This window comes from Pseudomonas sp. GW821-FHT02C04 (assembly GCF_059421845.1).
In genome coordinates this window covers 1411831-1434701 of record NZ_JBWKVT010000001.1, presented here as the reverse complement: position 1 = coordinate 1434701, position 22871 = coordinate 1411831, and the positions used below count along the sequence as shown (strand labels likewise).

General features: G+C 60.8%; 24 protein-coding genes. 7 read left to right on the top strand and 17 right to left on the bottom strand.

Going from position 1 to position 22871, the window contains the following annotated elements; translation table 11 throughout:
* Positions 1-39: 39 nt before the first annotated feature.
* Positions 40-978: a Dyp-type peroxidase gene (locus AC07VV_RS06485; protein WP_495035943.1), complete on the top strand. Its 939-nt coding sequence runs from the start codon at positions 40-42 to the stop codon at positions 976-978.
* Between the two features lie 284 nt (positions 979-1262).
* Here AC07VV_RS06485 and AC07VV_RS06480 read toward each other — a convergent pair whose 3' ends face one another.
* The 3 genes from AC07VV_RS06480 to AC07VV_RS06470 form a co-directional block, all read right to left on the bottom strand.
* Complete coding sequence (locus AC07VV_RS06480; protein WP_495035708.1) at positions 1263-1616, bottom strand: hypothetical protein; 354 nt, start codon at positions 1614-1616, stop codon at positions 1263-1265.
* Positions 1617-1839: 223 nt separating this feature from the next.
* Positions 1840-3549: an amidase gene (locus tag AC07VV_RS06475; RefSeq protein ID WP_495035707.1), complete on the bottom strand. Its 1710-nt coding sequence runs from the start codon at positions 3547-3549 to the stop codon at positions 1840-1842.
* A 138-nt stretch (positions 3550-3687) separates the two neighbouring features.
* A complete protein-coding gene (locus tag AC07VV_RS06470; protein WP_495035706.1) occupies positions 3688-4476 on the bottom strand; it encodes an AraC family transcriptional regulator in 789 nt (262 codons plus the stop codon).
* 84 nt (positions 4477-4560) lie between these two features.
* Here AC07VV_RS06470 and AC07VV_RS06465 point away from each other — a divergent pair, with 84 nt between their 5' ends.
* Both AC07VV_RS06465 and AC07VV_RS06460 read left to right on the top strand, forming a co-directional pair.
* Positions 4561-5559: a bile acid:sodium symporter family protein gene (locus AC07VV_RS06465; RefSeq protein ID WP_495035705.1), complete on the top strand. Its 999-nt coding sequence runs from the start codon at positions 4561-4563 to the stop codon at positions 5557-5559.
* Positions 5556-6098, top strand: coding sequence for a GNAT family N-acetyltransferase (locus AC07VV_RS06460; protein WP_495035704.1), 543 nt, complete (start codon positions 5556-5558; stop codon positions 6096-6098). Before AC07VV_RS06465 ends, AC07VV_RS06460 begins: the two co-directional genes overlap by 4 nt.
* Positions 6099-6140: 42 nt before the next feature.
* Here the strand turns inward: AC07VV_RS06460 and AC07VV_RS06455 are convergent, their stop codons facing one another.
* Positions 6141-6743: a LuxR C-terminal-related transcriptional regulator gene (locus AC07VV_RS06455; RefSeq protein WP_495035703.1), complete on the bottom strand. Its 603-nt coding sequence runs from the start codon at positions 6741-6743 to the stop codon at positions 6141-6143.
* A gap of 114 nt (positions 6744-6857) precedes the next feature.
* Between AC07VV_RS06455 and AC07VV_RS06450 the strand changes: the two genes are divergently transcribed.
* Entirely contained in the window at positions 6858-8495 is a 1638-nt protein-coding gene (locus AC07VV_RS06450; RefSeq protein WP_495035702.1) for an ATP-binding response regulator, read from the top strand.
* Here the strand turns inward: AC07VV_RS06450 and yecR are convergent.
* The 6 genes from yecR to AC07VV_RS06420 form a co-directional block, all read right to left on the bottom strand.
* Positions 8467-8775 carry a YecR family lipoprotein gene (gene yecR, locus AC07VV_RS06445; RefSeq protein WP_495035701.1) on the bottom strand — a complete coding sequence of 103 codons (309 nt, stop codon included), beginning with the start codon at positions 8773-8775 and terminating at the stop codon, positions 8467-8469. The two genes, AC07VV_RS06450 and yecR, sit on opposite strands and share 29 nt — an antisense overlap.
* 60 nt (positions 8776-8835) lie before the next feature.
* The gene (locus AC07VV_RS06440; RefSeq protein WP_495035700.1) at positions 8836-9150 is read right to left on the bottom strand and encodes a hypothetical protein; all 315 of its coding nucleotides are present in this window, start codon (positions 9148-9150) and stop codon (positions 8836-8838) included.
* A gap of 426 nt (positions 9151-9576) precedes the next feature.
* Positions 9577-9804: a hypothetical protein gene (locus AC07VV_RS06435; RefSeq protein WP_495035699.1), complete on the bottom strand. Its 228-nt coding sequence runs from the start codon at positions 9802-9804 to the stop codon at positions 9577-9579.
* An 843-nt stretch (positions 9805-10647) separates the two neighbouring features.
* Positions 10648-11826, bottom strand: a complete 1179-nt coding sequence (locus tag AC07VV_RS06430; RefSeq protein ID WP_085711347.1) for a cystathionine gamma-synthase — start codon at positions 11824-11826, stop codon at positions 10648-10650.
* Positions 11823-13199 carry a pyridoxal-phosphate dependent enzyme gene (locus AC07VV_RS06425; RefSeq protein WP_096820076.1) on the bottom strand — a complete coding sequence of 459 codons (1377 nt, stop codon included), beginning with the start codon at positions 13197-13199 and terminating at the stop codon, positions 11823-11825. The genes AC07VV_RS06430 and AC07VV_RS06425 overlap by 4 nt, the downstream gene beginning before the upstream one ends.
* Before the next feature lie 259 nt (positions 13200-13458).
* On the bottom strand, positions 13459-14394 hold the full coding sequence (locus AC07VV_RS06420) for a Ppx/GppA phosphatase family protein (RefSeq protein ID WP_495035698.1): 936 nt from the start codon (positions 14392-14394) through the stop codon (positions 13459-13461).
* Between the two features lie 296 nt (positions 14395-14690).
* Here AC07VV_RS06420 and AC07VV_RS06415 point away from each other — a divergent pair, with 296 nt between their 5' ends.
* Together AC07VV_RS06415 and map are read left to right on the top strand one after the other, a co-directional pair.
* Positions 14691-14951: a ParD-like family protein gene (locus AC07VV_RS06415; protein WP_096820074.1), complete on the top strand. Its 261-nt coding sequence runs from the start codon at positions 14691-14693 to the stop codon at positions 14949-14951.
* Positions 14948-15739, top strand: a complete 792-nt coding sequence (map, locus tag AC07VV_RS06410) for a type I methionyl aminopeptidase (RefSeq protein ID WP_495035697.1) — start codon at positions 14948-14950, stop codon at positions 15737-15739. Before AC07VV_RS06415 ends, map begins: the two co-directional genes overlap by 4 nt.
* Positions 15740-15802: 63 nt before the next feature.
* On the opposite strand, the gene AC07VV_RS06405 is transcribed toward map, so the two are convergent.
* The 5 genes from AC07VV_RS06405 to ribBA form a co-directional block, all read right to left on the bottom strand.
* Positions 15803-16957, bottom strand: a complete 1155-nt coding sequence (locus tag AC07VV_RS06405) for an ABC transporter ATP-binding protein (RefSeq protein WP_248740715.1) — start codon at positions 16955-16957, stop codon at positions 15803-15805.
* Positions 16958-16973: 16 nt separating this feature from the next.
* A complete protein-coding gene (locus AC07VV_RS06400; protein ID WP_007957396.1) occupies positions 16974-17783 on the bottom strand; it encodes an ABC transporter permease in 810 nt (269 codons plus the stop codon).
* A gap of 6 nt (positions 17784-17789) precedes the next feature.
* Complete coding sequence (locus tag AC07VV_RS06395; protein ID WP_495035942.1) at positions 17790-18737, bottom strand: ABC transporter permease; 948 nt, start codon at positions 18735-18737, stop codon at positions 17790-17792.
* Positions 18734-19759, bottom strand: a complete 1026-nt coding sequence (locus tag AC07VV_RS06390) for an ABC transporter substrate-binding protein (protein WP_495035696.1) — start codon at positions 19757-19759, stop codon at positions 18734-18736. The genes AC07VV_RS06395 and AC07VV_RS06390 overlap by 4 nt, the downstream gene beginning before the upstream one ends.
* Before the next feature lie 166 nt (positions 19760-19925).
* The gene (gene ribBA / locus AC07VV_RS06385) at positions 19926-21035 is read right to left on the bottom strand and encodes a bifunctional 3,4-dihydroxy-2-butanone-4-phosphate synthase/GTP cyclohydrolase II (RefSeq protein ID WP_085711338.1); all 1110 of its coding nucleotides are present in this window, start codon (positions 21033-21035) and stop codon (positions 19926-19928) included.
* Between the two features lie 65 nt (positions 21036-21100).
* Here ribBA and AC07VV_RS06380 point away from each other — a divergent pair, with 65 nt between their 5' ends.
* A complete protein-coding gene (locus AC07VV_RS06380) occupies positions 21101-21394 on the top strand; it encodes a DUF1330 domain-containing protein (protein ID WP_495035695.1) in 294 nt (97 codons plus the stop codon).
* Positions 21395-21539: 145 nt separating this feature from the next.
* On the opposite strand, the gene AC07VV_RS06375 is transcribed toward AC07VV_RS06380, so the two are convergent.
* The gene (locus tag AC07VV_RS06375) at positions 21540-22103 is read right to left on the bottom strand and encodes an NUDIX hydrolase (RefSeq protein ID WP_495035694.1); all 564 of its coding nucleotides are present in this window, start codon (positions 22101-22103) and stop codon (positions 21540-21542) included.
* Position 22104: 1 nt separating this feature from the next.
* The gene (locus tag AC07VV_RS06370) at positions 22105-22869 is read right to left on the bottom strand and encodes a GntR family transcriptional regulator (RefSeq protein ID WP_495035693.1); all 765 of its coding nucleotides are present in this window, start codon (positions 22867-22869) and stop codon (positions 22105-22107) included.
* Between the last annotated feature and the right edge of the window lie 2 nt (positions 22870-22871).

Below are 22871 nucleotides of genomic sequence, written 5' to 3'. Positions count from 1 at the left end.
ACCTCGCTGTCGAGTCAGTCCATCACGCCAGGAGCGACGATCATCGACACGCCAGATCCTCAAGCCGTCTGCAGCCCGATCACCAGTGCTGCGATATTCATCGTGGCGACCCTCAACGCCGAAGCCGAGGCGGCCGAAAAAGTCCGCGGCTGGTGCGCCGATATCGCCGGTTTGACGCGCTCGGTCGGTAAACGGGTCCCCTCGGGCAGCCTGTCCTGCGTCTGCGGGTTTTCTTCCAGCGCCTGGGATCGCCTGTTCGGCAGCCCGCGACCGGCGTCCTTGCATGACTTTCGCGAGTTCGGTGTAGAAGGGCGGCGCGCCGTCTCCACGCCGGGCGACCTGCTGCTGCACATTCGCGCCGATCAGATGGATTTGTGTTTCGAACTGGCGACGCAGCTGATGTCGGCGCTGGACGGTGCCGTTACAGTCACCGACGAGGTACAGGGTTTCCGCTATTTCGACATGCGCAGCATCATCGGATTTGTCGACGGCACGGAAAATCCGGTCGGGCGCAAAGCCGAGCATTTCACCCTCGTAGGCGATGAAGATCAGACGTTCAGCGGTGGCAGTTACGTGCTGGTGCAGAAGTATCTGCACAACATGAAGGCATGGAACGAATTGCCGGTCGAAGCTCAGGAGCGGGTGATCGGGCGAACCAAACTGTCCGATATCGAGCTGGATGACGCGGTCAAACCGAGCAACTCCCACAGCGCTTTGACGACCATCACCAAGGACGGCGAGGAAGTCAAAATCCTGCGTGACAACATGCCGTTCGGCCGGCCCGGCGCGGGCGAGTTCGGTACGTACTTCATCGGCTACGCGCGTTCGCCGGAGCCACTGGAACAGATGCTGGAAAACATGTTCGTCGGCAAGCCACCCGGCAACTATGACCGGTTGCTGGACTTCAGTACGGCGGTGACTGGCAGTCTGTTCTTCGTGCCTTCGGCGGATTTGCTGGAAACATTGGCAGAGCGATAACACAAGGTAGGATAGGGAAGCGGGTTAGCTGACTTCCCTATTTTCTAACATTTGCCAATTTTAGGGTTTAAGGTGAATCAAGAGCGGGCTCGCCACTTATTCAAGATGATTTCTTGTCGAGAGGCGAACCTTTGCTCGATTTTTAAAGGAGTATTAGTGCGTTTAAGTCGGAATGGTCTCTTCTACATGAAAGTCAATGTCTTCTACATGTTGCCTTTCTTGTTCATCATGATCAACTTCGAAATTGCCCTTGCCTGCAATAGAGTCATTGTTGATTTTTAAAATTAGAGTGCCGCCTTTTGCATGTCTAACCACTTGCTCTGCAATAAGTGCTGCTCTGACGGTCGCTTGCTGAGAGTCACTAATAGTGTAAGTTCCACTTGGAGTGCCGTTCTTGATAAAAAACCTATTTGCTTGAATTTGGCACCTGTACCCGAACTGCCAAGTACACTGATATGTCCATCAACTAATTCAGCGTTTATAAATTTAGTTGCTGTAAAATTTTTATCCCCGGAGGGGAGAGCAGGATTAAAGGTTGCTGTGAAACGCTCGGCGTCGGAACGTTTCTTTTTGGAGGTAGACAGAGGGCTCAGGTTTTTATCGATGTACTGCGCTTTGTGAAGTTCATCTTTGTTCATGGTTTACACCCCGTTAAAACATTCGTGAAATGTTGTCTTGGTTTGTTAATTAAACCAATCAATCATCACACTACTCGTGCGTTTTCTGTGAGGCTACTGTTAGAACTGACAGTTGTGTGAGGCTGGAATGTATGCGTTGACTCTTCATGTTGGAGAAGCGGGTGCCACAAATACTTCATGGCACCCGTTTTCCCGGGTGAAGCAATTTCAGCCCGCGACGAGCTTATTGAGCCTTCAACGTCGGCGTACGCGGCGGCACCAGACGCTTCGAACCGATCGCCTCGAACGCCGCTGCCAGGCGCAGCAACGTCGAATCGTCATAGGCACGACCAGCAAACGTCAGCCCCACCGGCATGCCGATGTCGGCCATCACGCCCATCGGCACGGTGACGGTCGGCACGCCGAGGTGGCGGATCGCGAGGTTGCCATTAGCGACCCAGATGCCGTTGCTCCAGGCGATGTCCGCCGAGGCCGGGTTGACGTCGGCGTCGGCCGGGCCCACGTCGGCGTTGGTCGGGAACAGCACGGCGTCGAGGCCGAGGCGATCCATCCAGTCTTCGAGGTCGAGCTTGCGGGTCTTCTCCAGACCACGCAGGCCGTCCGGCAGGGTTGGAATCTGATCCCACGGCGTGATGCCGCGCTCGGCCATGCGCACGTATTGGTCCATCCCGGCGGCGAGGTCGCCTTCACGGTTGGGCAGGGTGCCCGGGTCGTGCGGGAAGATTTTCGGCCCGTCGACGTCCTCCAGACGGTTGAGTTTCGGGTCGCCGTTGGCGCGCAGGAAATCATCGAATGCCCAGGCCGACAGATCCCACAGTTCGTGGTGCATGAACTCTTTGGAGACGATGCCGCGATTGAACACGGTCGGTGCGCCCGGACGATCGCCTTCGCAGTTGGAGACCAGCGGGAAATCCACTTCGATCACTTCGGCACCGGCCGCTTCGAGGGCCTGACGTGCCTGTTTCCACAGATCGATCACCGAGGCGCGGGTGTTGATACGTTGCCCAGTCGGGCCGCCGATGCCGGGCGCTTCGCTGGTGCCGGCCTCGGGGTCGGCGTTGATGTACATGCGCGGCACGCCCAGACGTTTGCCGGCCAGCGCATCGCTCTTCACCGCCAGATCAAGGTAGGAAGCAGGGCGCACCGAGGCGACGCTCGGGATCGGCACCCAGGGTTGCAGGCGCCACAGGTCGCCACGGGTGTCGGTGTCTTCGGCGACGACTACGTCGAGGACTTCCAGCAGGTCAGCCATGGTGCGCGCGTAGGGCACCACCACATCCATGGTTGGCGTCAGCGGCCAGTTGCCGCGCACCGAGATCACCCCACGGGACGGCGTGTAGGCGCACAGGCCATTGTTGGATGCCGGGCCGCGACCGCTCGACCAGGTCTCTTCCGCCAGACCGAATGCCGAGAAGCTAGCAGCGGTGGCAGTGCCGGCACCGTTCGACGAGCCGGAAGCAAACGGCGCAGTCAGATAAGCGGCGTTGTACGGACTTTCAGCGCGGCCGTAGACGCCACGCTGCATCCCGCCATTGGCCATCGGCGGCATGTTGGTCTTGCCCAGGCAGATCGCGCCGCCCGCACGCAGGCGCTCGATGGTGAACGCATCGCGCTGGGCCACCAGATCGGCGAACGCCGGGCTGCCGGACGCAGCGGTCAGGCCTTTGACCAGATAGCTGTCCTTGGCGGTGTAGGGGATGCCGTCCAGCGGACCGAGGGTTTCGCCCTTGGCGCGGCGGGCATCGGACGCCTGAGCTTCTTTCAAGGACTCGGGGTTGCGCACGATCACCGCGTTCAGGGCAGTGTCGGTTTGCGGGCCGTCATAGGCATCGATACGCGCCAGATAGGCCTGAACCAGTTCAACCGCAGTGGTCTGGCCGGATTCGAGCGCCGAGCGCAGTTGAGCAATGGAGACTTCAGTGACTTCGATCATGCTGTTACCGCCGACAGGTTCGCTAAAGGGTGGTTGATCATTGTTATCGTCGAAACGTGTCAATCATTCTTGATGGACGAAACTCTACCCTGAAGTTTGTCGAATGGCATGTCCTAATTCGATAAATATCGACAAAAATCAGCGAAAAAATTCTCCAGGCGTCTCGCCAAACTGTTGGCGAAAGGCTGCGATGAACGCCGATATCGAATCATAACCGCAGGCCAGAGCCACTTCAGTGACCCGTTCGCCACGCTCCAGCGGTGTCAGCGCGCCCAGCAAACGCAAGCGCTGGCGCCATGCGCGAAAGGTCAGACCGGTATCGCGCAGAAACAGCCGGCTCAGGGTTTTCTCGGTCACACCGAACTTTTCGCTCCAGTGACTGAGTGTGGTCTGCTGTTCCGGATGTTGCTCGAGACTTTGATATATCTGCCGCAAGCGGATGTCCTGAGGCAGTGGCAGCATCAGGTCGATTTGAGGAGCTTCAGCCAATTGATCAAGGATCACCTGCGCCAGGCGTCCGTGAGGGCCGCTCTGGTCATACTCGACAGGAATCTGACTGAAGGCCCGGATCAGCTCCCGTAAAAGATCGCTGACGCCGAGCACATGACAACGCTCCAGCGCCCAACCCGCCACGCTGCAATCGATGTACAGGCTGCGCATTTCCGTGTGCGGCGAACTGAATACCCGATGCGGCACCCCCGCCGGAATCCACACGGCCCGCTCTGGCGGAGCGACGAAACGACCGGCGGCGGTCTGCACTTCAAGTACGCCCTGGATCGCGTAAGACAATTGCACCCACGGATGGCTGTGGCGGCGGGTCAGGGCGCGATTGGGCAGTGATTCGGTGCGCCCGTACAACGGACGCGGCAGGCTCGGCAGCCCGGGAATGCTGCGTCTGACGCTCTTGTCGTGTCCTTTTGGCGGCATCTTGCGGCTCTTCGGCGTTAGTCGGTAATTTCCAGTCACGTTAGAGTCGCTTCCACGTACTGGCAACCCCCGGATGAGCAAACCATGACGCGCCCAAGATTTTTGCCCGACAACTTCACCCTGACCCTGATCGGCGTGGTGCTGCTCGCCAGCTTCCTGCCCGCCAGTGGTCAGGTTGCGGTCGGCTTCGGCTGGCTGACCAACATCGCGATTGCGCTGCTGTTTTTCCTGCACGGCGCCAAGCTTTCGCGCGAATCGATCATCGCCGGGGCCGGCCACTGGCGCCTGCACCTGCTGGTGTTCGGTCTGACCTTTGTCCTGTTCCCGCTGTTGGGTCTGGCGCTCAAACCGCTGCTGTCGCCGCTGGTAGGCGACAACCTGTACATGGGCATGCTCTACCTCTGTGCACTGCCGGCCACGGTGCAGTCGGCGATTGCCTTCACGTCGCTGGCCCGGGGGAATATTCCGGCGGCGATCTGCAGTGCGGCGGCGTCGAGCCTGTTCGGGATTTTTCTTACGCCGTTGCTGGTGACGCTGTTGCTGAATGTGCATGGTGACGGCGGCTCGACCGTCGACGCGATCCTGAAAATCAGTGTGCAACTGCTGCTGCCGTTCATCGCCGGTCAGATCGCCCGCCGCTGGATCGGCGCCTGGGTCGGTCGCAACAAGAACTGGCTGAAATTCGTCGATCAGGGCTCGATTCTGCTGGTGGTCTACGGCGCGTTCAGTGAAGCCGTCAACGAAGGCATCTGGCATCAGATTCCGGTGATCGACCTGTTCGGTCTCGTCGTGGCCTGCTGCATCTTGCTGGGGCTGGTACTGCTGGCGTCGACGGTGCTGGGCAAGGCATTCGGCTTCAGCCAGGAAGATCGCATCACCATTTTGTTCTGCGGCTCGAAAAAGAGCCTGGCCACCGGCGTGCCGATGGCACAGGTGCTGTTTGCCGGCAGCACGATTGGCGTGTTGATCCTGCCATTGATGCTGTTCCATCAGATTCAATTGATGGTCTGCGCGGTGCTGGCGCAGCGTTATGCCAAGCGGCCGGAATCGGTGCCTGAACTGATGGCGCAGGTGGATCCATGACAAGCGTCCCTCCACGAGAAACCGACCGCCTGATCCTCAGGGCTCCCCAGCCTGAGGATCTGCAGAGTCTGTTCGCCATTTACGGCGATCCCCAGACGAATCAGTTCAACCCGGCCGGCCCCATGCGCGAGATTGGCCAGGCACAAACGATGCTTGGAAAGTGGCTGCTTCATTGGGCACAGAAAGGCTACGGGCAGTGGGCGATCACGACTCGCGCCGCGCCGGAGGACGTGATCGGTTTTGGCGGTCTGGATGCGCGTCTGTACCTGGAGACCGAGCGTTTGAATCTGGGCTATCGTTTCGCCGCGAAAGCCTGGGGACAGGGGTATGCGACAGAGCTGGGTCGGACGGCGCTTGACTTCGGTTTTGCCGAACTGGCCGTTCCCGAGGTCTTTGCGGTGGTCAGGCCCGATCATGGTGCTTCGATCAAAGTCCTGGAGAGAATCGGCATGCTAAGCATCGATACCCTGGATGATGTGCCCGGGCACGCGCCGAGCGTGGTGTATCAGGCGTGTCGCGAGAGCAGGTTGATCCGTTAACCAGACAGGCATCATCGGAGATGAATGCAGGGAAATGCTGCGTCAGCTCTTCAACGAATACTTCACCGCCGCAGCCCGCGACGGCACGTTGAGCGCACGCAACAACGACGACACATGAATCCGCACCGTGAACGGAGAAATATCCAGTTCACGGGCGATTTCCTTGTTGGTCTTGCCTTGGGCGATCAGCCGCAGCACATCCTGCTGGCGCGGGGTGAGGGCGGCACCGCTTTCCAGTGGCAGCAGGCCGGACGGGGCAAACTTCACCAGCACTTCGCCTTCGCGGATCGCCAGGATTGCCTGGCCGATCTCGTCGGGGGCGATGTTCTTGCCAATGAAACCATCGATGCCGGCGGCCATGACCTCGCTGATCAGCGCCTCGTCATCGACCATCGACACCACGATCAGGGTGGTTCGCGGCAAGCGCCGCCGTAGCTCTGAGAGCTGACTGACACACGTCAGGCCGGGGAAGCGCAGGTCCAGGATCAGCGTGTCAGGCTCATTGCCGGATGGCAGCAGGGCGAGCACCGCCTCCAGGTCGCCGGCTTCTTCGATCAGTGCTTCCGGCAACAGGCGCCGGACCGTGTGTACCATCGCTTCGCGAAACAGCGGATGATCGTCGGCTATGATGATGCGGCATGTCATGACACAACCCTCCCTGGGTCCGCATTTCTCACGGCATGCACCTTAGCACCGGGCGAAGGCATTGCCTGTTGGTTCGTGTTGTTTATGACGACTGCCGCACAAGGACGTTCCCCCATGAAGTTCGAGAAAAACACCGAGCTCGATCAGGCGAATCTGCGCATCATCATCGCCAGTATCGCGTTGGTTTACATGGCCGTGCTCGGTTTCCTGCCGGGTCAGCGCTTCGATACTTATCTGCCGGTGATCACTTATATTTTCCTGTTTCTGCTGGCCTCCATCGGGCTGCGCCAGGCCATCGTGCGCTGGCCCGGGCATTATCCGGCGCGGCGGATTTTCGGCATGATCCACGATTACACCGGCACCAGTTTCGGGCTGGTGGTCGGCGGCGAGGCGGCGTTGCCCATCTACGCCGTCATGGTCTGGGTCAATCTCGGCAACGGCATGCGCTATGGCTCGCGCTACTTGGCGATTGCCACGGTAATGGCATTGCTGGCGCTGTTGGCGGTCTATCGGCTGACGCCATACTGGCAGGCGCAACCGTTCATGGTGTTGATGCTGATGATCACCAGCACGGTAATTCCGGTGTATGCACACCTGCTGCTGGAGCGCACGCGCAAGGCATCGGAAGAAGCGGTCGCTGCCAATCTGGAGAAGTCACGTTTCCTGGCCCAGGCCAGTCATGACCTGCGCCAGCCGATCCATTCCATCGGGTTGTTTACCGCGTGTCTTCGTGAGTCGCGGCTGGGCGAGGAGGAGCGACGGCTGGTGGACAGCATCGACCGTTCGCTGCTCAACGTGTCGCAGCTGTTTCGTTCGATTCTCGATCTCTACACCCTCGACAACGGGCGGATTCTGCCCCGGATGCAGACTTTCGAATTGGGCGAGTGGCTGGCAGATCAGGTCCGCCAGAACTCCGAAGCCGCGCGCTGGGCCGGGGTTGAGTTGCGTCTGCGGCCTTGTGAGCATTGGGTGCACACCGATCCGGCACTACTGGCGACCATGGTCCAGAACGTGCTCTCCAATTGCTTCAAATACGGCGCGCACCGGCCGGTGCTGATCGGTGTGCGCAAGCGCGGCGCGGGGTTGGCCATCACGATCTATGACCGGGGCAACGGCATCGCCGAAGTGCATTTGCCCAAGGTGTTCGAGGAGTTTTATCGGGTTCGCCAGTTGCGCGACAAGGACGTTGAAGGTGTGGGCCTGGGGCTGTCGATTGTCCGGCGTCTGGGGCAGTTAATCGGTGTCGACGTCGCGATCCGCTCACGGCTGGGGCATGGCACGGCGGTGACCTTGCATGGGCTGCCGCTGGCGCCGCCACAGGTTCCGGTCAATCGTGAGGAGGCCAGGCAAGTCGGTTTGCTGACGGGTTTGAAGGTGTGTCTGGTGGAAGATGATCGCAACGTTCTGCTGGCCACCTCGGCGTTGCTCGAGCGTTGGGGCTGTATCGTGCAGGCCGAGTTGAGCGGGCAGGGTCTGGTAACGGACTGCGACATCATCGTTGCCGACTATGACCTCGGTTCGCACAGTACCGGCATCGAGTGCATCGATGAGGTTCGCTGTCAGCGGGGATATGCGGTGCCGGCCATGATCATCACCGGGCATGACATCGAAAAAATCCAGGCGGCCCTGCATGACCGCCAGATCGCCATTCTGTCCAAGCCGGTACGCCCGGCCGAGCTGCGCGCGACCTTGCGTGCGCTGCGCGACCGGCAGACCGAAGCGGTCAGCGCTTACACAGATAGTCCTGCGTGATGGTGGTTTGCAGGCAGTTGTACTGACCCATGGTGCGGCAGATGTTTTTTTCCGAGCCGGACACTTCGGCGCTCTTGTAGCCCCAGACCTTGCAACGGCCTTCAGCCGTGGCCAACCCTTGAGCGGCGGAGGTTTGCCCGCTCTCGAACTGGCCCAGTTCATAGGAGACCTGGACAACGCCGTCGGTCTTGCTGCCGCCGGTGGCTTCCCATTGCTTGGGGGTGGCGCAGCCGGTGAGAACCATGGCTGCGAGGCTGAGGGTGGCGATGAGTGTTTTCATGATCGAACGAAATCCTTTACCGGATGAGAAGAGTCGCTGGAACGGTTTTTCTGCGCCGGACTACTGGTACGGAATCGGCGATGCGCCTTTGGGCAGGCAAGACAACGGAGGCGTCATGATGCCCATGCTGGCGACCGCGATGATCGCGCCGCTGGGCAATTCGCAGTTGTATTCGCCGGCGGCGGTGTAGGCGGTGTAGTAGGTCAGCGTGCTGTCGTTGCGGATGTTGCCGATCTTGGTGACCGGTTTGCCGATGACGGTCTGGGCACGTTCGCGCATGCTGTCTTCGGTGGGTTTGGCGGTCTGGCAACCGCTGGCGCCGAGGAGCAGGGCACCGAGAACCGTGATCTTGGCGAGGCTGAGGTGCAGTTTCATGGTGTTTCTTCCTTGGTGTTGTTGTTTTTCCAGGCACAACGATCCCGCGCACTGCGCGGCGGCAATGTTGGGGAGTGTCGGGGGGTTGCGAGGGACTATAACGCCAGAGAACGGGGTGGTCGATTAGCACAAATGTGCTAGTGCGGCGCAATCGGCAGGCCGCCGATTGCGCCGAAAAGCATCACTGAGGGTTGTTGAACTGATCCGAATAGCTGCCCGTCATGAGGGCGGAAGCGACCTGGTCAGAACCTACGCCAACGCGAGTGGACGCGAATCGACTGGCCCCCACTTTATCGCCGCCATCGGAGGCGAGGGCGCCCGCGCGGACATGGTCGGAGCCGTCAGAGGCTACAGCGCCGGCACCGACATGATCGGAGCCGTCAGAGGCTACAGCGCCTGCACCGACATGATCGGAACCGTCAGAAGCTACAGCGCCAGCGCCAACATGATCGGAACCGTCAGAAGCCACCGCGCCAGCACCGACGTGATCGGAACCGTCAGAAGCCACCGCGCCAGCACCGACGTGATCAGAACCATCAGAAGCCACCGCGCCAGCACCGACGTGATCAGAACCGTCAGAAGCCACCGCGCCAGCACCGACGTGATCGGAACCGTCGGAGGCCACAGCCCCAGCGCCAACGTGATCAGAACCATCTGAAGCTACTGCACCCGCGCCCACATGATCCGAACCATCCGAAGCCACCGCTCCAGCGCCAACATGGTCGGAGCCGTCAGAAGCTACGGCTCCGGCGCCAACGTGATCGGAACCATCAGAGGCGACTGCGCCAGCGCCAACATGATCCGAACCATCCGAAGCAACCGCCCCGGCTTTGACATGATCCGCCCCATCAGACGCCAGCGCCTGAGCCTGCGCAGCCCAGACACTGGGCATCACCACAACCGATGCAGCGACCGCCAGGACGACGCCTGACCAAAGCTTGTGTTTCATGATTTTCTCCACGACCCATCAGCCACAAAGCATCCGAGCATTGCCCGTCATTGGTTCCTCGACGGAAGGCTCGTTGGCCCGGGGTTAACCAGATTGGCGATTGGCACGGGCGCACCCCAAGGCGCACAGGTGTCGACGGTTTACATGAAATCCGGACAGCGAACTGAAAAGTATAGTTCGACCTTGGCGGGTGGCAGGTTGAAGGGGCTTGAAGGCGATAGTCGGTTACCTTCCTTGCAGGCCAGCGCTAGAAAACAATCAATCTAAAAAACGCGTAGCGCAAAGCAGCGTGTTTGCTAGGCTCAAGCATGTAGGCGAAGACGCAGACTGATGCGCAAGCGGATAGCGAGGAAGCGTTGGGCGCGTTCCGAAGGGTACACGGTTAGAAAGAACCCCGCGCTGGGTTCCAGCCCTTATGCCGTGTGAAGCAGCAGAGCACATTGCCTGTACTGTGAGAGTCCTGATAAACCTCGTAAGCCAGAGACCAGCACTGGCCGCCTACTCAAACACCAAAGCCCGCCTAGTGCGGGCTTTGACGTTTTTGCGAGTTAGATACTGGCCAGCGCCTGCGCCAGATCCGCCCGCAGGTCTTCGATGTCCTCGACGCCCACCGACAGACGCACCAGGCTGTCACCGATGCCGAGCTTGGCACGGGTTTCGGCCGGGATGGTCGCGTGAGTCATGATCGCAGGGTGCTCGATCAGGCTTTCCACACCGCCGAGGCTTTCGGCCAGGGCGAAAATCTGCACGTTCTCCAGGAAGCGGCGAGCGCCTGCCAGATCACTGTTCAGATCCAGGGAAATCATCCCGCCGAAACCACGCATCTGACGCTTGGCCAGTTCGTGCTGCGGATGGGATTCCAGGCCCGGGTAGTAGACGCGTTTGACCTGCGGCTGTTGCTCCAGCCAGCGCGCCAGCTCCAGCGCGTTGCTGCAATGACGCTCCATGCGCAGCGCCAGCGTCTTCACACCGCGCAGCGTGAGGAACGCGTCGAACGGGCCGGAGATTGCACCGACGGCGTTTTGCAGGAAGCCCAGGCGCTCGGCCAGCGCAGGATTGTCGCCAACCACCGCGATGCCGCCAATCACGTCGGAGTGACCGTTCAGGTATTTGGTGGTCGAGTGCAGCACGATGTCGAAACCCAGTTCCAGCGGACGCTGGATCCATGGGCTGGCGAAGGTGTTGTCGGCCACACAGATGATCCCGCGTGCCTTGCAGATGCGCGCGATGGCGGCGAGGTCGGACAGGCTCAGCAGCGGGTTGGTTGGCGTCTCCACCATGACCATGCGCGTGTCGTCCTGCAGCGACGCTTCGAACGCCGACAGATCGGCCAGGTCGACGTAGCTGAAACGATGCCCGGCACTGCGCTGGCGCACCTTGTCGAACAGACGGAACGTGCCGCCGTACAGGTCATTGCCGGACACGATGTGCGAGCCGGCGTCGATCAGTTCGAGTACGGTTGAAATCGTCGCCAGCCCGGAAGCGAAGGCGAACGCTTGAGTGCCGCCTTCCAGATCCGCCACGCAACGCTCCAGCGCAAAACGCGTCGGGTTGTGCGAGCGGCCGTAGTCGAAACCCTTGTGCACGCCGGGGCTGTCTTGCAGGTACGTGGAGTTGGCGTAGATCGGCGGCATCAGCGCGCCGGTGGTCGGGTCCGGCGTTTGCCCGGCGTGGATCACGCGGGTGGCGAAGCCCTGAGGGCGGGCGTTCTTGTCGTGCTGACTCATGCGAGGGATCTCCGTAACTGATTGAGCATGTCGACGCGGGTGATCAGGCCGTGGAAGCCGGAAGCGTCGGCAATGATCGCCACCAGGCCGCTGCTGAGCACGGCTTCGAGTTCAGCCAGCGTGGCGCCGGGGGCGAGGGTTTGCAACTTGTCTGTCATCGCATGGGCGACGGGTTTGCTGAAGAGCGAGGCGTCTTCGTGGACGCGCACCAGAATGTCCGATTCGTCGATCACGCCGACCAGTTGTTTGCCATCCACCAACACCGGCAGCTGCGAGACATCGGCCAGGCGCATGCGCTGGAACGCGGTCATCAGCGTATCGTCCGGGCCGACGCTGACGACTTTGCCGTCTTCGAAACGTCGGGCAATCAGGTCGCGCAGATCGCCGTAGCGTTTGCGCTGCAACAGGCCCTGATCGGTCATCCATTGGTCGTTGTAGACCTTCGACAGGTAGCGAGTACCGGTGTCGCAGACGAAGCTGACCACGCGTTTTGGCACAGTCTGCTCACGGCAGTAACGCAGCGCGGCGGCGAGCAGGGTGCCGGTGGACGAACCACCGAGGATGCCTTCGGCTTTCAGCAACTGGCGGGCGTGATCGAAGCTTTCTTCGTCGCTGATCGAGTAGGCGCTGCGCACGCTCGACAGGTCGGTGATCGACGGAATGAAGTCTTCGCCGATACCTTCCACCGCCCACGATCCGGCGGTGCCCAAGTGCTTGCTGCGGCTGTATTCAGCCATCACCGAACCGACCGGGTCGGCCAGGACCATTTCAAGATCCGGCTGCACGCGTTTGAAAAAGCGGGTCAGGCCGGTCAGTGTGCCGGCCGAGCCGACGCCGACCACGATGGCGTCCAGGTCATGCTCGGTCTGCGCCCAGATTTCCGGCGCAGTGCTGCATTCGTGGGCCAGCGGGTTGGCAGGGTTGTTGAACTGGTCGGCGAAGAAGGCGCCGGGAATGTCTTTCGCCAGACGGGCGGCGACGTCTTGATAGTACTCAGGGTGACCTTTGCCTACATCGGAGCGGGTGATGTGCACTTCGGCGCCCATGGCCTTGAGGTGCAGGACTTTTTCCGTGGACATCTTGTCCGGTACGACCAGCACTACACGGTAGCCCTTGGCGCGACCGACCAGCGCCAGGCCCAGGCCGGTGTTGCCGGCGGTGGCTTCAACGATCGTGCCACCGGGTTGCAGGCGACCGTCGCGTTCGGCGGCGTCAATCATCGCCAGGCCGATACGATCCTTGATCGATCCGCCGGGGTTCTGGGATTCAAGTTTGAGAAACAGGGTGCACAGGCCGGTATCGAAGCGGGTGACTTGTACCAGCGGAGTATTGCCGATCAGCCCAAGTACGGCAGGGCGTGATTCCTTTGACATTTCTTCACCTCTTTGTGGTGTTGATCGCGTTCCATTCGCGGGGGAAAAGCTCGCGTGCAACATAGGCGCAGACATCAACTGTCGCAACCATTAGTCAGCGTGCAATTCAGCCATTTCGATCTAACGATAGAACGAAATCAGAGAGGTGAAGGGTGCGATTTACAGAGGTTTATACAGAGGCGTCATTGAGTATTCAAAGGGCGTCTTCAGCGTCACGGACGGCTTGATTCGGCAGTGAAAATCCTGCAGCGAAAATCGCTCAGTGATTGCTCATCAGACCGTGCAGAACGCCCAGTCGCAATCCCGGCTCGGACGGCACCATTTGCGCGATCCCGAACACCTTGAATGCCGCCAGCATGACCACCAGGCCGCCGGGCAGAATGCTCTGGCGATGGGCTTGCAGACCGGCCAGTTTCAGCTGTTGAACATTGCTGACTTCCAGCAGGCGCAACGACAGCCGCAGCAGGCCACCGTAGGTGATGCCGTTTTGGCCGTAATCGTTCAGGCGATTGGCCTTGAGCACTTTGGCGAGCATCCGTGCGGTGCCCGAAGAGCCGATCGTTTGCTGCCAGCCCTGGGCGCGATAGCGACGGGCGACTTTTTCGAATTGCAGGATGGCCACCCGTTCGGCTTCTTGCAGGGCGCCGGCGGAAATCTCGCCATTGCGAAAGTAGCGCGCGCTCAAGGTGCCGCTGCCGATGGCAATGCTTTCGGTCAGCAGCGGCTGCGAGCCCTGGCCGAGAATCAGTTCGGTGGAGCCACCGCCAATGTCGACCACCAGTCGCATGTCATCGGCGACCGGCAGGGTGTGGGCCACACCGGCATAGACCAGACGCGCTTCTTCATGCCCGGAAATCACATCGATGCGAAATCCCAGATGCCGTTCTGCGCTGGCCAGGAACAACTGCGCGTTGTCCGCCTCGCGTACAGCGCTGGTTGCAACCGCTCGCACACGGCCGGGCTCGAAACCGCGCAGCTTTTTGCCGAACCGTGCCAGCGCCTGCCAACCACGGTCCAGCGCCATTTCATCCAGTGCCCGGCCATCGAACCCTTCGGCCAACCGCACCGGCTCGCGCAAGGTTTTGACCTCCTGAATCATGAAGCCCTTTCTGCTGCGCACCGACTGGCCAATCATCATGCGAAACGCATTCGAGCCCAGGTCGATGGCAGCAAACAGCGAGGTGTCTTCTTTCATGGGAGTCCTTGCAAATCTTCCGTCGGGAGGCTCGGGACGGTTTGCGAGGATTCTGCCGTGGGTTCGATGACAACCTGATGACGCGGGCGGGGCGGTTCAATGAATTCATCGCTGTCATGACACTGTCATTATCGGCCGCCCATACTTGGCCCCAATACATCGCGTGCTTTTCATGATTTGGCTGCCTCTTTCGGCAGCTTTTTTTTGCCTGCGATTTAGTGGACGAGCAAAGTTTGCAATCCGTGGTGATGCCCGATTAATATACGATCCATATACACTTCATATCGGATATTGCCATGGGCATCGTGAAGATTTCAGAGGACATGCACGAGAATCTGCGCATCTCCAGCAACGCACTCAGCCGCTCGATCAACGCGCAGGCCGAGCATTGGATGCGCATTGGCATGCTCGCCGAGCTCTATCCCGACCTTGATCACCACGCTATTTGCCGGTTGCTGATTCGCGCCGAGCAGGCGGGTGGTCTGGATCTGCAACAAATCTGTGCCCTGGCCGATGCCGCGCAGAACGTCCCGGTTCAAGAGGCAGCCAAGGCATGAGAAACCCGATCAAGATCAACACCCGGGCCGAGATCGCCCAGTCCCGCGTGGCCGGCCAACTGGCCGCCGAGGTTCTGGCGATGCTGGTGCCGCACGTCAAGGCTGGCGTCACCACCGATCAGCTCGACCGCTTGTGCAATGACTACATCGTCAATGTGCAGAAAGCCATTCCGGCCAACGTCGGTTATCACGGCTTCCCGAAAACCGTCTGTGCGTCGGTCAACGATGTGGTCTGCCACGGCATTCCATCGGGCCGGCTGCTGAAGGACGGCGACATCGTCAACCTCGACATCGCGGTGATCAAGGACGGCTGGTTCGGCGATACCAGTCGCATGTACGTCGTCGGCGAACCGACGCCTGAGGCGCGGCATCTGATCAAGACCACTTACGACGCCATGTGCGCTGGCATCCGCGTCGTGCGGCCGGGCGCCACGTTGGGGGACATCGGCCATGCGATTCAAAGCCTGGCGGAAAAGGAAGGTTTCAGCGTGGTGCGCGAGTATTGCGGGCACGGGATTGGCAAGGTCTATCACGATGAACCGCAAGTGCTGCATTACGGTTATCCGGAGCAGGGCTTGAAGTTGAAGGCGGGGATGATCTTCACCATCGAGCCGATGCTCAATGCCGGCAAGCGCCATGTGAAGAGTTTGGCGGACGGCTGGACGGTGGTGACCAAGGATCAGTCGTTGTCGGCGCAGTGGGAGCACATGGTGGCGGTAACGGAAGACGGATTCGAAGTGTTGACGGCCTGGCCGGACCAGATCGAAGGCTACACGGCCATCGTTTAAAAAAATGGCCACCACAACCCGACGTTGTGGTGGCCAGAGAGTGACACGCAAATATCTGTTGAATCAGTGTGCGCCTGCGGCTTTGTTCAGATCGCTTTCGGCCCACTCGGTATAGACACAAGCATCCGCCGTCGCCCAACGCACCTGCACCGGATCCCCGGCTTTCAACGGCATCCCTGCCGCCGACAATGCTTTCACGGTCATGGACGTGCCACCCGACGTGACCACACTGCACGTCTGACTTTCACCCAGAAACAGCACCTCGACCACCTTCGCCGACACCTCATTCCAACCTGCCGCCAATGGCTCGCTGGCCGCCTGCTGCACACTCAACGCCAACGCCTTCTCCGGACGCACCATCAGCAGCACATCCTGCCCGGTCTGCAATCCGGCAGTCAGGCGAATCGACAGCGACTGCCCTTCAAAACTCGCCGCGCCGTTGCCCTGAGCCTTGAGCTTGAGGAAATTCGAGTTGCCGAGGAACGACGCCACAAACGCATTCGGCGGATTCTGGTACAGGTCATAACCGCTGCCGAGCCCGACAATCTTGCCGTGACTGAAAATCGCGATGCGCTGGGACAGGCGCATGGCTTCTTCCTGATCGTGAGTCACATAGACGATGGTGATGCCAAGACGGCGGTGCAACTGGCGCAATTCATCCTGCAAGTCTTCGCGAAGCTTCTTGTCCAGCGCCCCGAGCGGTTCGTCCATCAGCAGGATGCGTGGCTCGTAAACCAGTGCCCGTGCAATGGCGACCCGTTGCTGCTGGCCGCCGGAGAGTTGCGAAGGACGGCGATGGGCGAATTGCTCGAGCTGCACCAGTTTCAGCATCGCATCGACACGTTTGTCACGCTCGGCCGCGGCAAGTTTGCGGATTGCCAGCGGAAACGCGATGTTGTCGCGCACCGACAGATGCGGGAACAGTGAATAACGCTGGAACACCATGCCGATGTCGCGCTTGTGCGGCGGCACGTTGACCAGCGACTGACCGTTGACGAGGATCTCGCCGCTGCTCGGGGTTTCGAAGCCGGCGAGCATCGACAGCGTGGTGCTTTTGCCCGATCCGCTGGAGCCGAGGAAGGTCAGGAATTCGCCGTCCTTGATGTCCAGCGAGATGTTGTCCACGGCGGCGAAATCGCCGTAGTGCTTGTTCAGGTTGCGCAGGCTGACCAGGGGTTTGTCGTTCTGCTGGGATGCGTCTTTGATCACGGCACTCATGTCGTACTCCTGGCGCTCAGGCGCTGATTTCGTTGCGCCGGCGCAGAGCGGCGGCGATCACCATGACCAACACCGACAGGCCGATCAGCAGCGTCGAAGCGACGGCGATCACGGGCGTCAGGTCCTGGCGCAGGGTGGTCCACATTTTCACGGGAAGGGTTTGCAGGGTCGGGCTGGCCATCATCACGCTGAGCACCACTTCGTCCCAGGAAACCAGGAAGGCGAAGAGGGCGCCGGCCACCATCCCCGGGCGAATCGCCGGGAAGGTCACCTTGAACACCGCTTGCAGGCGTGACGCCCCGCAGATCACCGCCGCGTCTTCAATCGACTGATCGAACAGCTTCAGCGAGTTGATGATCGAGATGATGGTGAACGGCAGTGCGACGATCACATGGCTGACGACGAAGGCGAACATCGTCCCGGTGTAGCCGAGCTTGAGAAACAGCGCATACACCGCCACGGCGATGATCACCAGCGGCACGATCATTGGCAGCGTGAACAAACCGTAGAGCATTTCCCGGCCGGGGAAGCGTCCGCGCACCAGCGCAAAGGCCGTCGGCAAACCGAGGGCGACGGCGCAGATCGTGGTCAGCACCGCGACCTTGAGGCTGGCCAGTGCTGCGCTCATCCAGTCGGCGTTGGAGAAGAACTGCACGTACCATTTCAGCGTCCAGCCCGGTGGCGGGAACACCAGCCACTGGGACGAACCGAACGACAGCAGGACGATGAACACGATCGGCAACAGCAGGAACAGGCCGATCAGCCCGGTGGTGAAATACAGGCCGAAGCGCATCCGGCGACTCATGGCATTGGGCGTCAGGAGCATGTCGGCTTACCTCGCGTTACTGGCGCCAACCGGGGATTCCGGCTGCAGCTTCAGGTAGACGTAGAACAGCACCAGCGTGATGACGATCAGCAACGCGGCGCCGGCGCTGGCCAGGCCCCAGTTGAGGAACGACTGCACCTGCTGAATGATGAATTCCGGCAGCATCATGTTCTGCGCCCCGCCCAGCAGCGCCGGGGTGACGTAGTAACCGAGCGACATCACGAACACCATCAACCCACCGGACGCCAGACCCGGCCGGCACAGCGGCAGGAACACCCGGAAGAAGTTGGTCCACGGGCTGGCGCCACAGATCGAACCGGCCTGCAGGATCATCGGATCGATGGCCTGCATGGTCGCCTGCAACGGCAGCACGATGAACGGGATCATGATGTAGCTCATGCCGATCACCACGCCGGTCAGGTTGTGCACCATTTCCAGCGGCTGATCGATGATGCCCATGGCCATCAACGCTTTATTGATGACGCCCGAAGCCTGCAACAGCACCAGCCACGAATAGGTGCGGGCGAGGAGGCTGGTCCACATCGACAGCAGCACGATGTTGAGGATCCAGCGGCCCCAGCCCCGTGGCACCAGGGTGATTGCCCACGCCAGCGGAAAACCCAGCAGCAGGCTGAACACGGTCACCAGTCCGGCCACTGAAAAGGTGTTGAACAGCACCCTGGCATAAGCCGAGTTGGCGAACAGTTGTTCATAGTTGCCAAGGCCCGGCACCGGTTCCAGCACGCCGCGCAGCAACAAGCCAATCAACGGCGCGAGAAAAAACAGACCGAGGAACAGCAGCGCCGGCGCGAGGTTGCCGGCGCCGCGCCAGCGTTGCTTGAGGGACGGGGCTTGCGCCATGGCACTCGCCTTTTTTCCGGCGGCCGACCCGGCAGCGCTCGCGGCGCTCCCGGTGGCAGTGGAGGGACGGGACGCGGTGGCCGCCATTTTCATTTGACCAGCCATTCGTTCCACCGTGTCGCGATGGCCTGGCCGTTTTTGGCCCAGTACGCGAAATCAAGAGTGATCTGATCCTTAGCGTAGGCAGTCGGCAGGTTCGGGGCCAGCGTCGAGTCCAGACGCTGCACACTGTCGACGTTGACCGGGGCGTAGGCGGTCAGGTTGGAGAAGTCGGCCTGACCCTTCGCGCTGCTGGCGCTGGCCAGGAACTTCATCGCCGCGTCCTTGTTTTTCGCACCCTTTGGCACGACCAGAATGTCGGCCATGACCAGGTTCTGTTTCCAGCTCACGCCGACCGGTGCGCCGTCCTCTTGCAGGGCATGAATCCGGCCGTTCCAGAACTGACCCATGCTCGCTTCACCGGAGGCCAGCAGTTGCTGCGACTGCGCGCCGCCGCCCCACCAGACGATGTCTTTCTTGATGGTGTCGAGTTTCTTGAAGGCGCGATCCAGGTCCAGCGGGTAGAGCTTGTCGGCCGGCACGCCGTCGGCGAGCAGCGCCAGTTCGAGCACGCCGGGGCTTGGCCATTTGTACAGGGCGCGTTTGCCGGGGAAGGTCTTGGTGTCGAACAGCGCGCTCCAGTCCTGCGGCTTGTTGGCGCCGAGCTTGCCCTCGTTATAACCGAGGACGAAGGAGAAGAAGAACGAACCGACGCCGTAGTCGCTGACAAAACGCGGGTCGATCTTGTCGCGCTGAATCTGTTTGAAATCGAGGGGTTCGAGCAGGCCTTCGGAGGCGGCGCGCAGGGCGAAGTCGGCTTCAACGTCGACCACATCCCATTGCACGTTGCCGCTTTCGACCATGGCTTTGAGTTTGCCGTAGTCGGTCGGGCCGTCCTGCACAACGGTGATGCCGCTGGCCTTGCTGAATGGATCGGCCCAGGCCTGTTTCTGCGCATCCTGGGTGCTACCGCCCCAGCTGACAAAGTTCACACTCTCGGCGGCCATCGCGGCCTGACCGGTCACGCTCAGCAGTCCCGCAAGAAGAATCGCGGTTGCAGCTTTGTTCAACACCATTTTTACGCCCTCATTGTTGTGTTTTTGAGCGGGCTTGCGTTGTTGCCCGCCTGTCGGGAGCAGTAGCTGGACGGTTTTTCAGGTCGCCCGGTCTATGGAATATCATATTATGGTATTCCAAACATTGTGCAAGCACTTTGCCTTACCGGCTATCTGGCAAACGGGGTTATTCGGTGAACGGAATGCTCTCGACCACCTCAAGATCGTAGCCGGTCAAACCGGCGTATTTGAGCGGCGGGCCCAGGTGACGCAGCTTGCCGACGCCCAGGTTCTGCAGAATCTGCGCCCCGGTGCCGACCTCCGAATAGATCCGCGATTGCGAGCGACTGAACTGCCGTGGGGGTTGAGTCAGTTGCGGCACCCGCTCCAGCAACGCCTGCGACGACTCATGATTGGCCAACACCACGACCACGCCATGTCCTTCGGCCGCGACCCGTTGCAGCGCTGCCCATAGCGTCCAGTTCGTCGGCCCGCTGTATTCGGCGCCAACCAGATCACGCAGCGGATCGATCACATGCACACGTACCAGCGTCGGCTCTTCGCGGCGCAATTCGCCCATGACCATCGCCATGTGCACGCCGCCCTCGATGCGATCTTCGAAGGTGATCAAGCGGAATGTGCCATGCACCGTCGGTAGCTCCCGTTCGCCGATACGCTCGATGGTGTGTTCGGTGCTCAGGCGATAGTGGATCAGGTCGGCAATGGTGCCGATCTTGATCCCGTGCTTGCGCGCAAAGACTTCCAGATCCGGGCGGCGGGCCATGGTGCCGTCGTCGTTCATCACTTCGACGATCACCGAGGCCGGCGTGAACCCGGCGAGTCGAGCCAGATCACAACCGGCCTCGGTGTGGCCGGCCCGGGTCAGCACGCCGCCTTCCTTGGCGCGCAGCGGGAAGATGTGGCCGGGCTGCACCAGGTCTTCAGCGCGAGCATTTGGCGCCACCGCAGCGGCCACCGTACAAGCGCGGTCAGCAGCGGAAATCCCGGTAGTCACGCCGACCGCCGCTTCGATGGAAACCGTGAACGCGGTACTGAACACGCTGCCATTGCTCGGCACCATTTGCTCCAGCCCCAGGCGCTGGCAGTGATCGTCAGTCAACGTCAGGCAGATCAGCCCCCGAGCCTCACGGGCCATGAAACTGATTGCCTCGGGCGTGCAACGATCAGCGGCCAGAAGAAGGTCGCCTTCGTTTTCCCGATCCTCGTCATCGACCAGCAACACCATTTTGCCGAGGCGATAATCTTCGATGATTTCTTCGATGCTGTTGAAGGCCATGCTGGACTCTCGATAGGGATGAAATTCGTGGTATACCATAATACAAATTCAACCAAGAGGTCACTATGAAGGCGTACTGGATTGCTCACGTGGACATCACCGATCCCGATCACTACAGCCAATACACCCAGCGCGCGCCGAAAGCGTTCGCCGAGTTTGGTGCGAAGTTTTTAGCCAGAGGCGGGCGCAGCGAAGCAATGGAAGGGCGGGCGACGCCCCAGCGCAGTGTGGTGATTGAATTCGACAGCTACGAGCAGGCGGTGGCGTGCTATCGCTCGGCGGCGTATCAGGAAGCGAAGAGCTACCGCGAGGAGTGGGCGAAGGCGGAGATCATCATTGTGGAAGGGATGGCGCCGTAAGCAGCACGACCTCTGATCGTTCCCACGCTCTGCGTGGGAATGCCTCTTCGGACGCTCCGCGTTCGGCACTTCAGGGACGCGGAGCGTCCCGGGCTGCATTCCCACGCGGAGCGTGGGAACGATCAGAAAAGGAGGAAGGTGACTGTCAACGCATGAAATGAATCTTGCCGCTGTCGTCATTGCCCATGTACATGCCATACACCCCGGCCTGGCGTTCCTCGATGTAGCGTTCGAGGATCTGCCGGATCGCCGGGTAGTAGATCTGGTCCCATGGAATGTCTTCGGGGGCGAAGAACTGGTAGTCGAGGGTTTCCGGGCCGTACTGGCCGGTGATTTCCAGCGCGAGGGCGCGGAAGATGATGTAGACCTCGCTGATCTTCGGCACGCTGAAGATCGAATACGGCGAGACGATTTCCGCGCGTACGCCGCTTTCTTCCCAGACTTCGCGCAGGGCGGCCTGTTCGGTGGTTTCGCCGCTTTCCATGAAACCGGCGGGCAGGGTCCAGGTGCCGGGGCGCGGGGGGATCGCCCGTTGGCACAAGAGGTATTTGCCGTCCTGCTCGATGATGCAGCCGGCGATGATTTTCGGGTTCACATAGTGAATGTAGCCGCAGCCGCGGCACATCAGGCGCTCGTGCGTATCGCCCGGCGGCACCTGCTGACCGAGGTCAGCGCCACCGCATTTCGGGCAAAAGCTCGGGCTGAACATGTCAGTGACCTATGCGCGGTTCTTTCAGCGCGATGGGCAGGGTGATCGGCGGAGTGCTTTTGAGATCGGTGCCGGTTTCCTCCTGCTTGCGCTTGAGATAATCGAGGGCCACCGCAGCGGCGGCGCGAACGTGATCGACGCACGCCTGATGCGCCGCCAGTGGATCGCCGCTCTTGATCGCCTCGACCATTTTTTCCATTTCCTGGTTGCTCGCGCCGCGACGGTTTTCCTGGGACACCGACGTCGCGCGCAGATAGCTGATGCGCGCCTGCAACTGGCGCAGCTGAGTGGCCGCGACATGGTTGCCGGAGCCTTCCAGCAGCACGTCGTAGAAACCCTGCACCGAATCGATCACCTGTTGCAGCTCGCCATCCTTGAGCGCCTTGCGGTTCTCGTCGAGGGCTTTTTCCAGGGCCTTGATGTCCTTGGCCTTGGCGCGCAGGGTGAACAGCTGGACGATCAGGCCTTCGAGCACGCAGCGCAGTTCATAGATGTCGACCGCATCGGCGAGGGTGATGATCGCCACGCGCGGGCCCTTGGCGTCGGCGAACTCCACCAGGCCTTCGGATTCCAGGTGACGCAAGGCTTCACGCACCGACGTACGGCTCACGCCCAGGCGATCGCACAGATCGCGCTCCACCAGGCGATCGCCCGGCAGCAGCTGGAAGTTCATGATGGCGCTTCGCAGTTTATCCAGCACGATTTCGCGCAGGGTGACGGGGTTGCGATTGACCTTGAAGCTGTCGTCGAGTGGCAGGCGTTTCATGG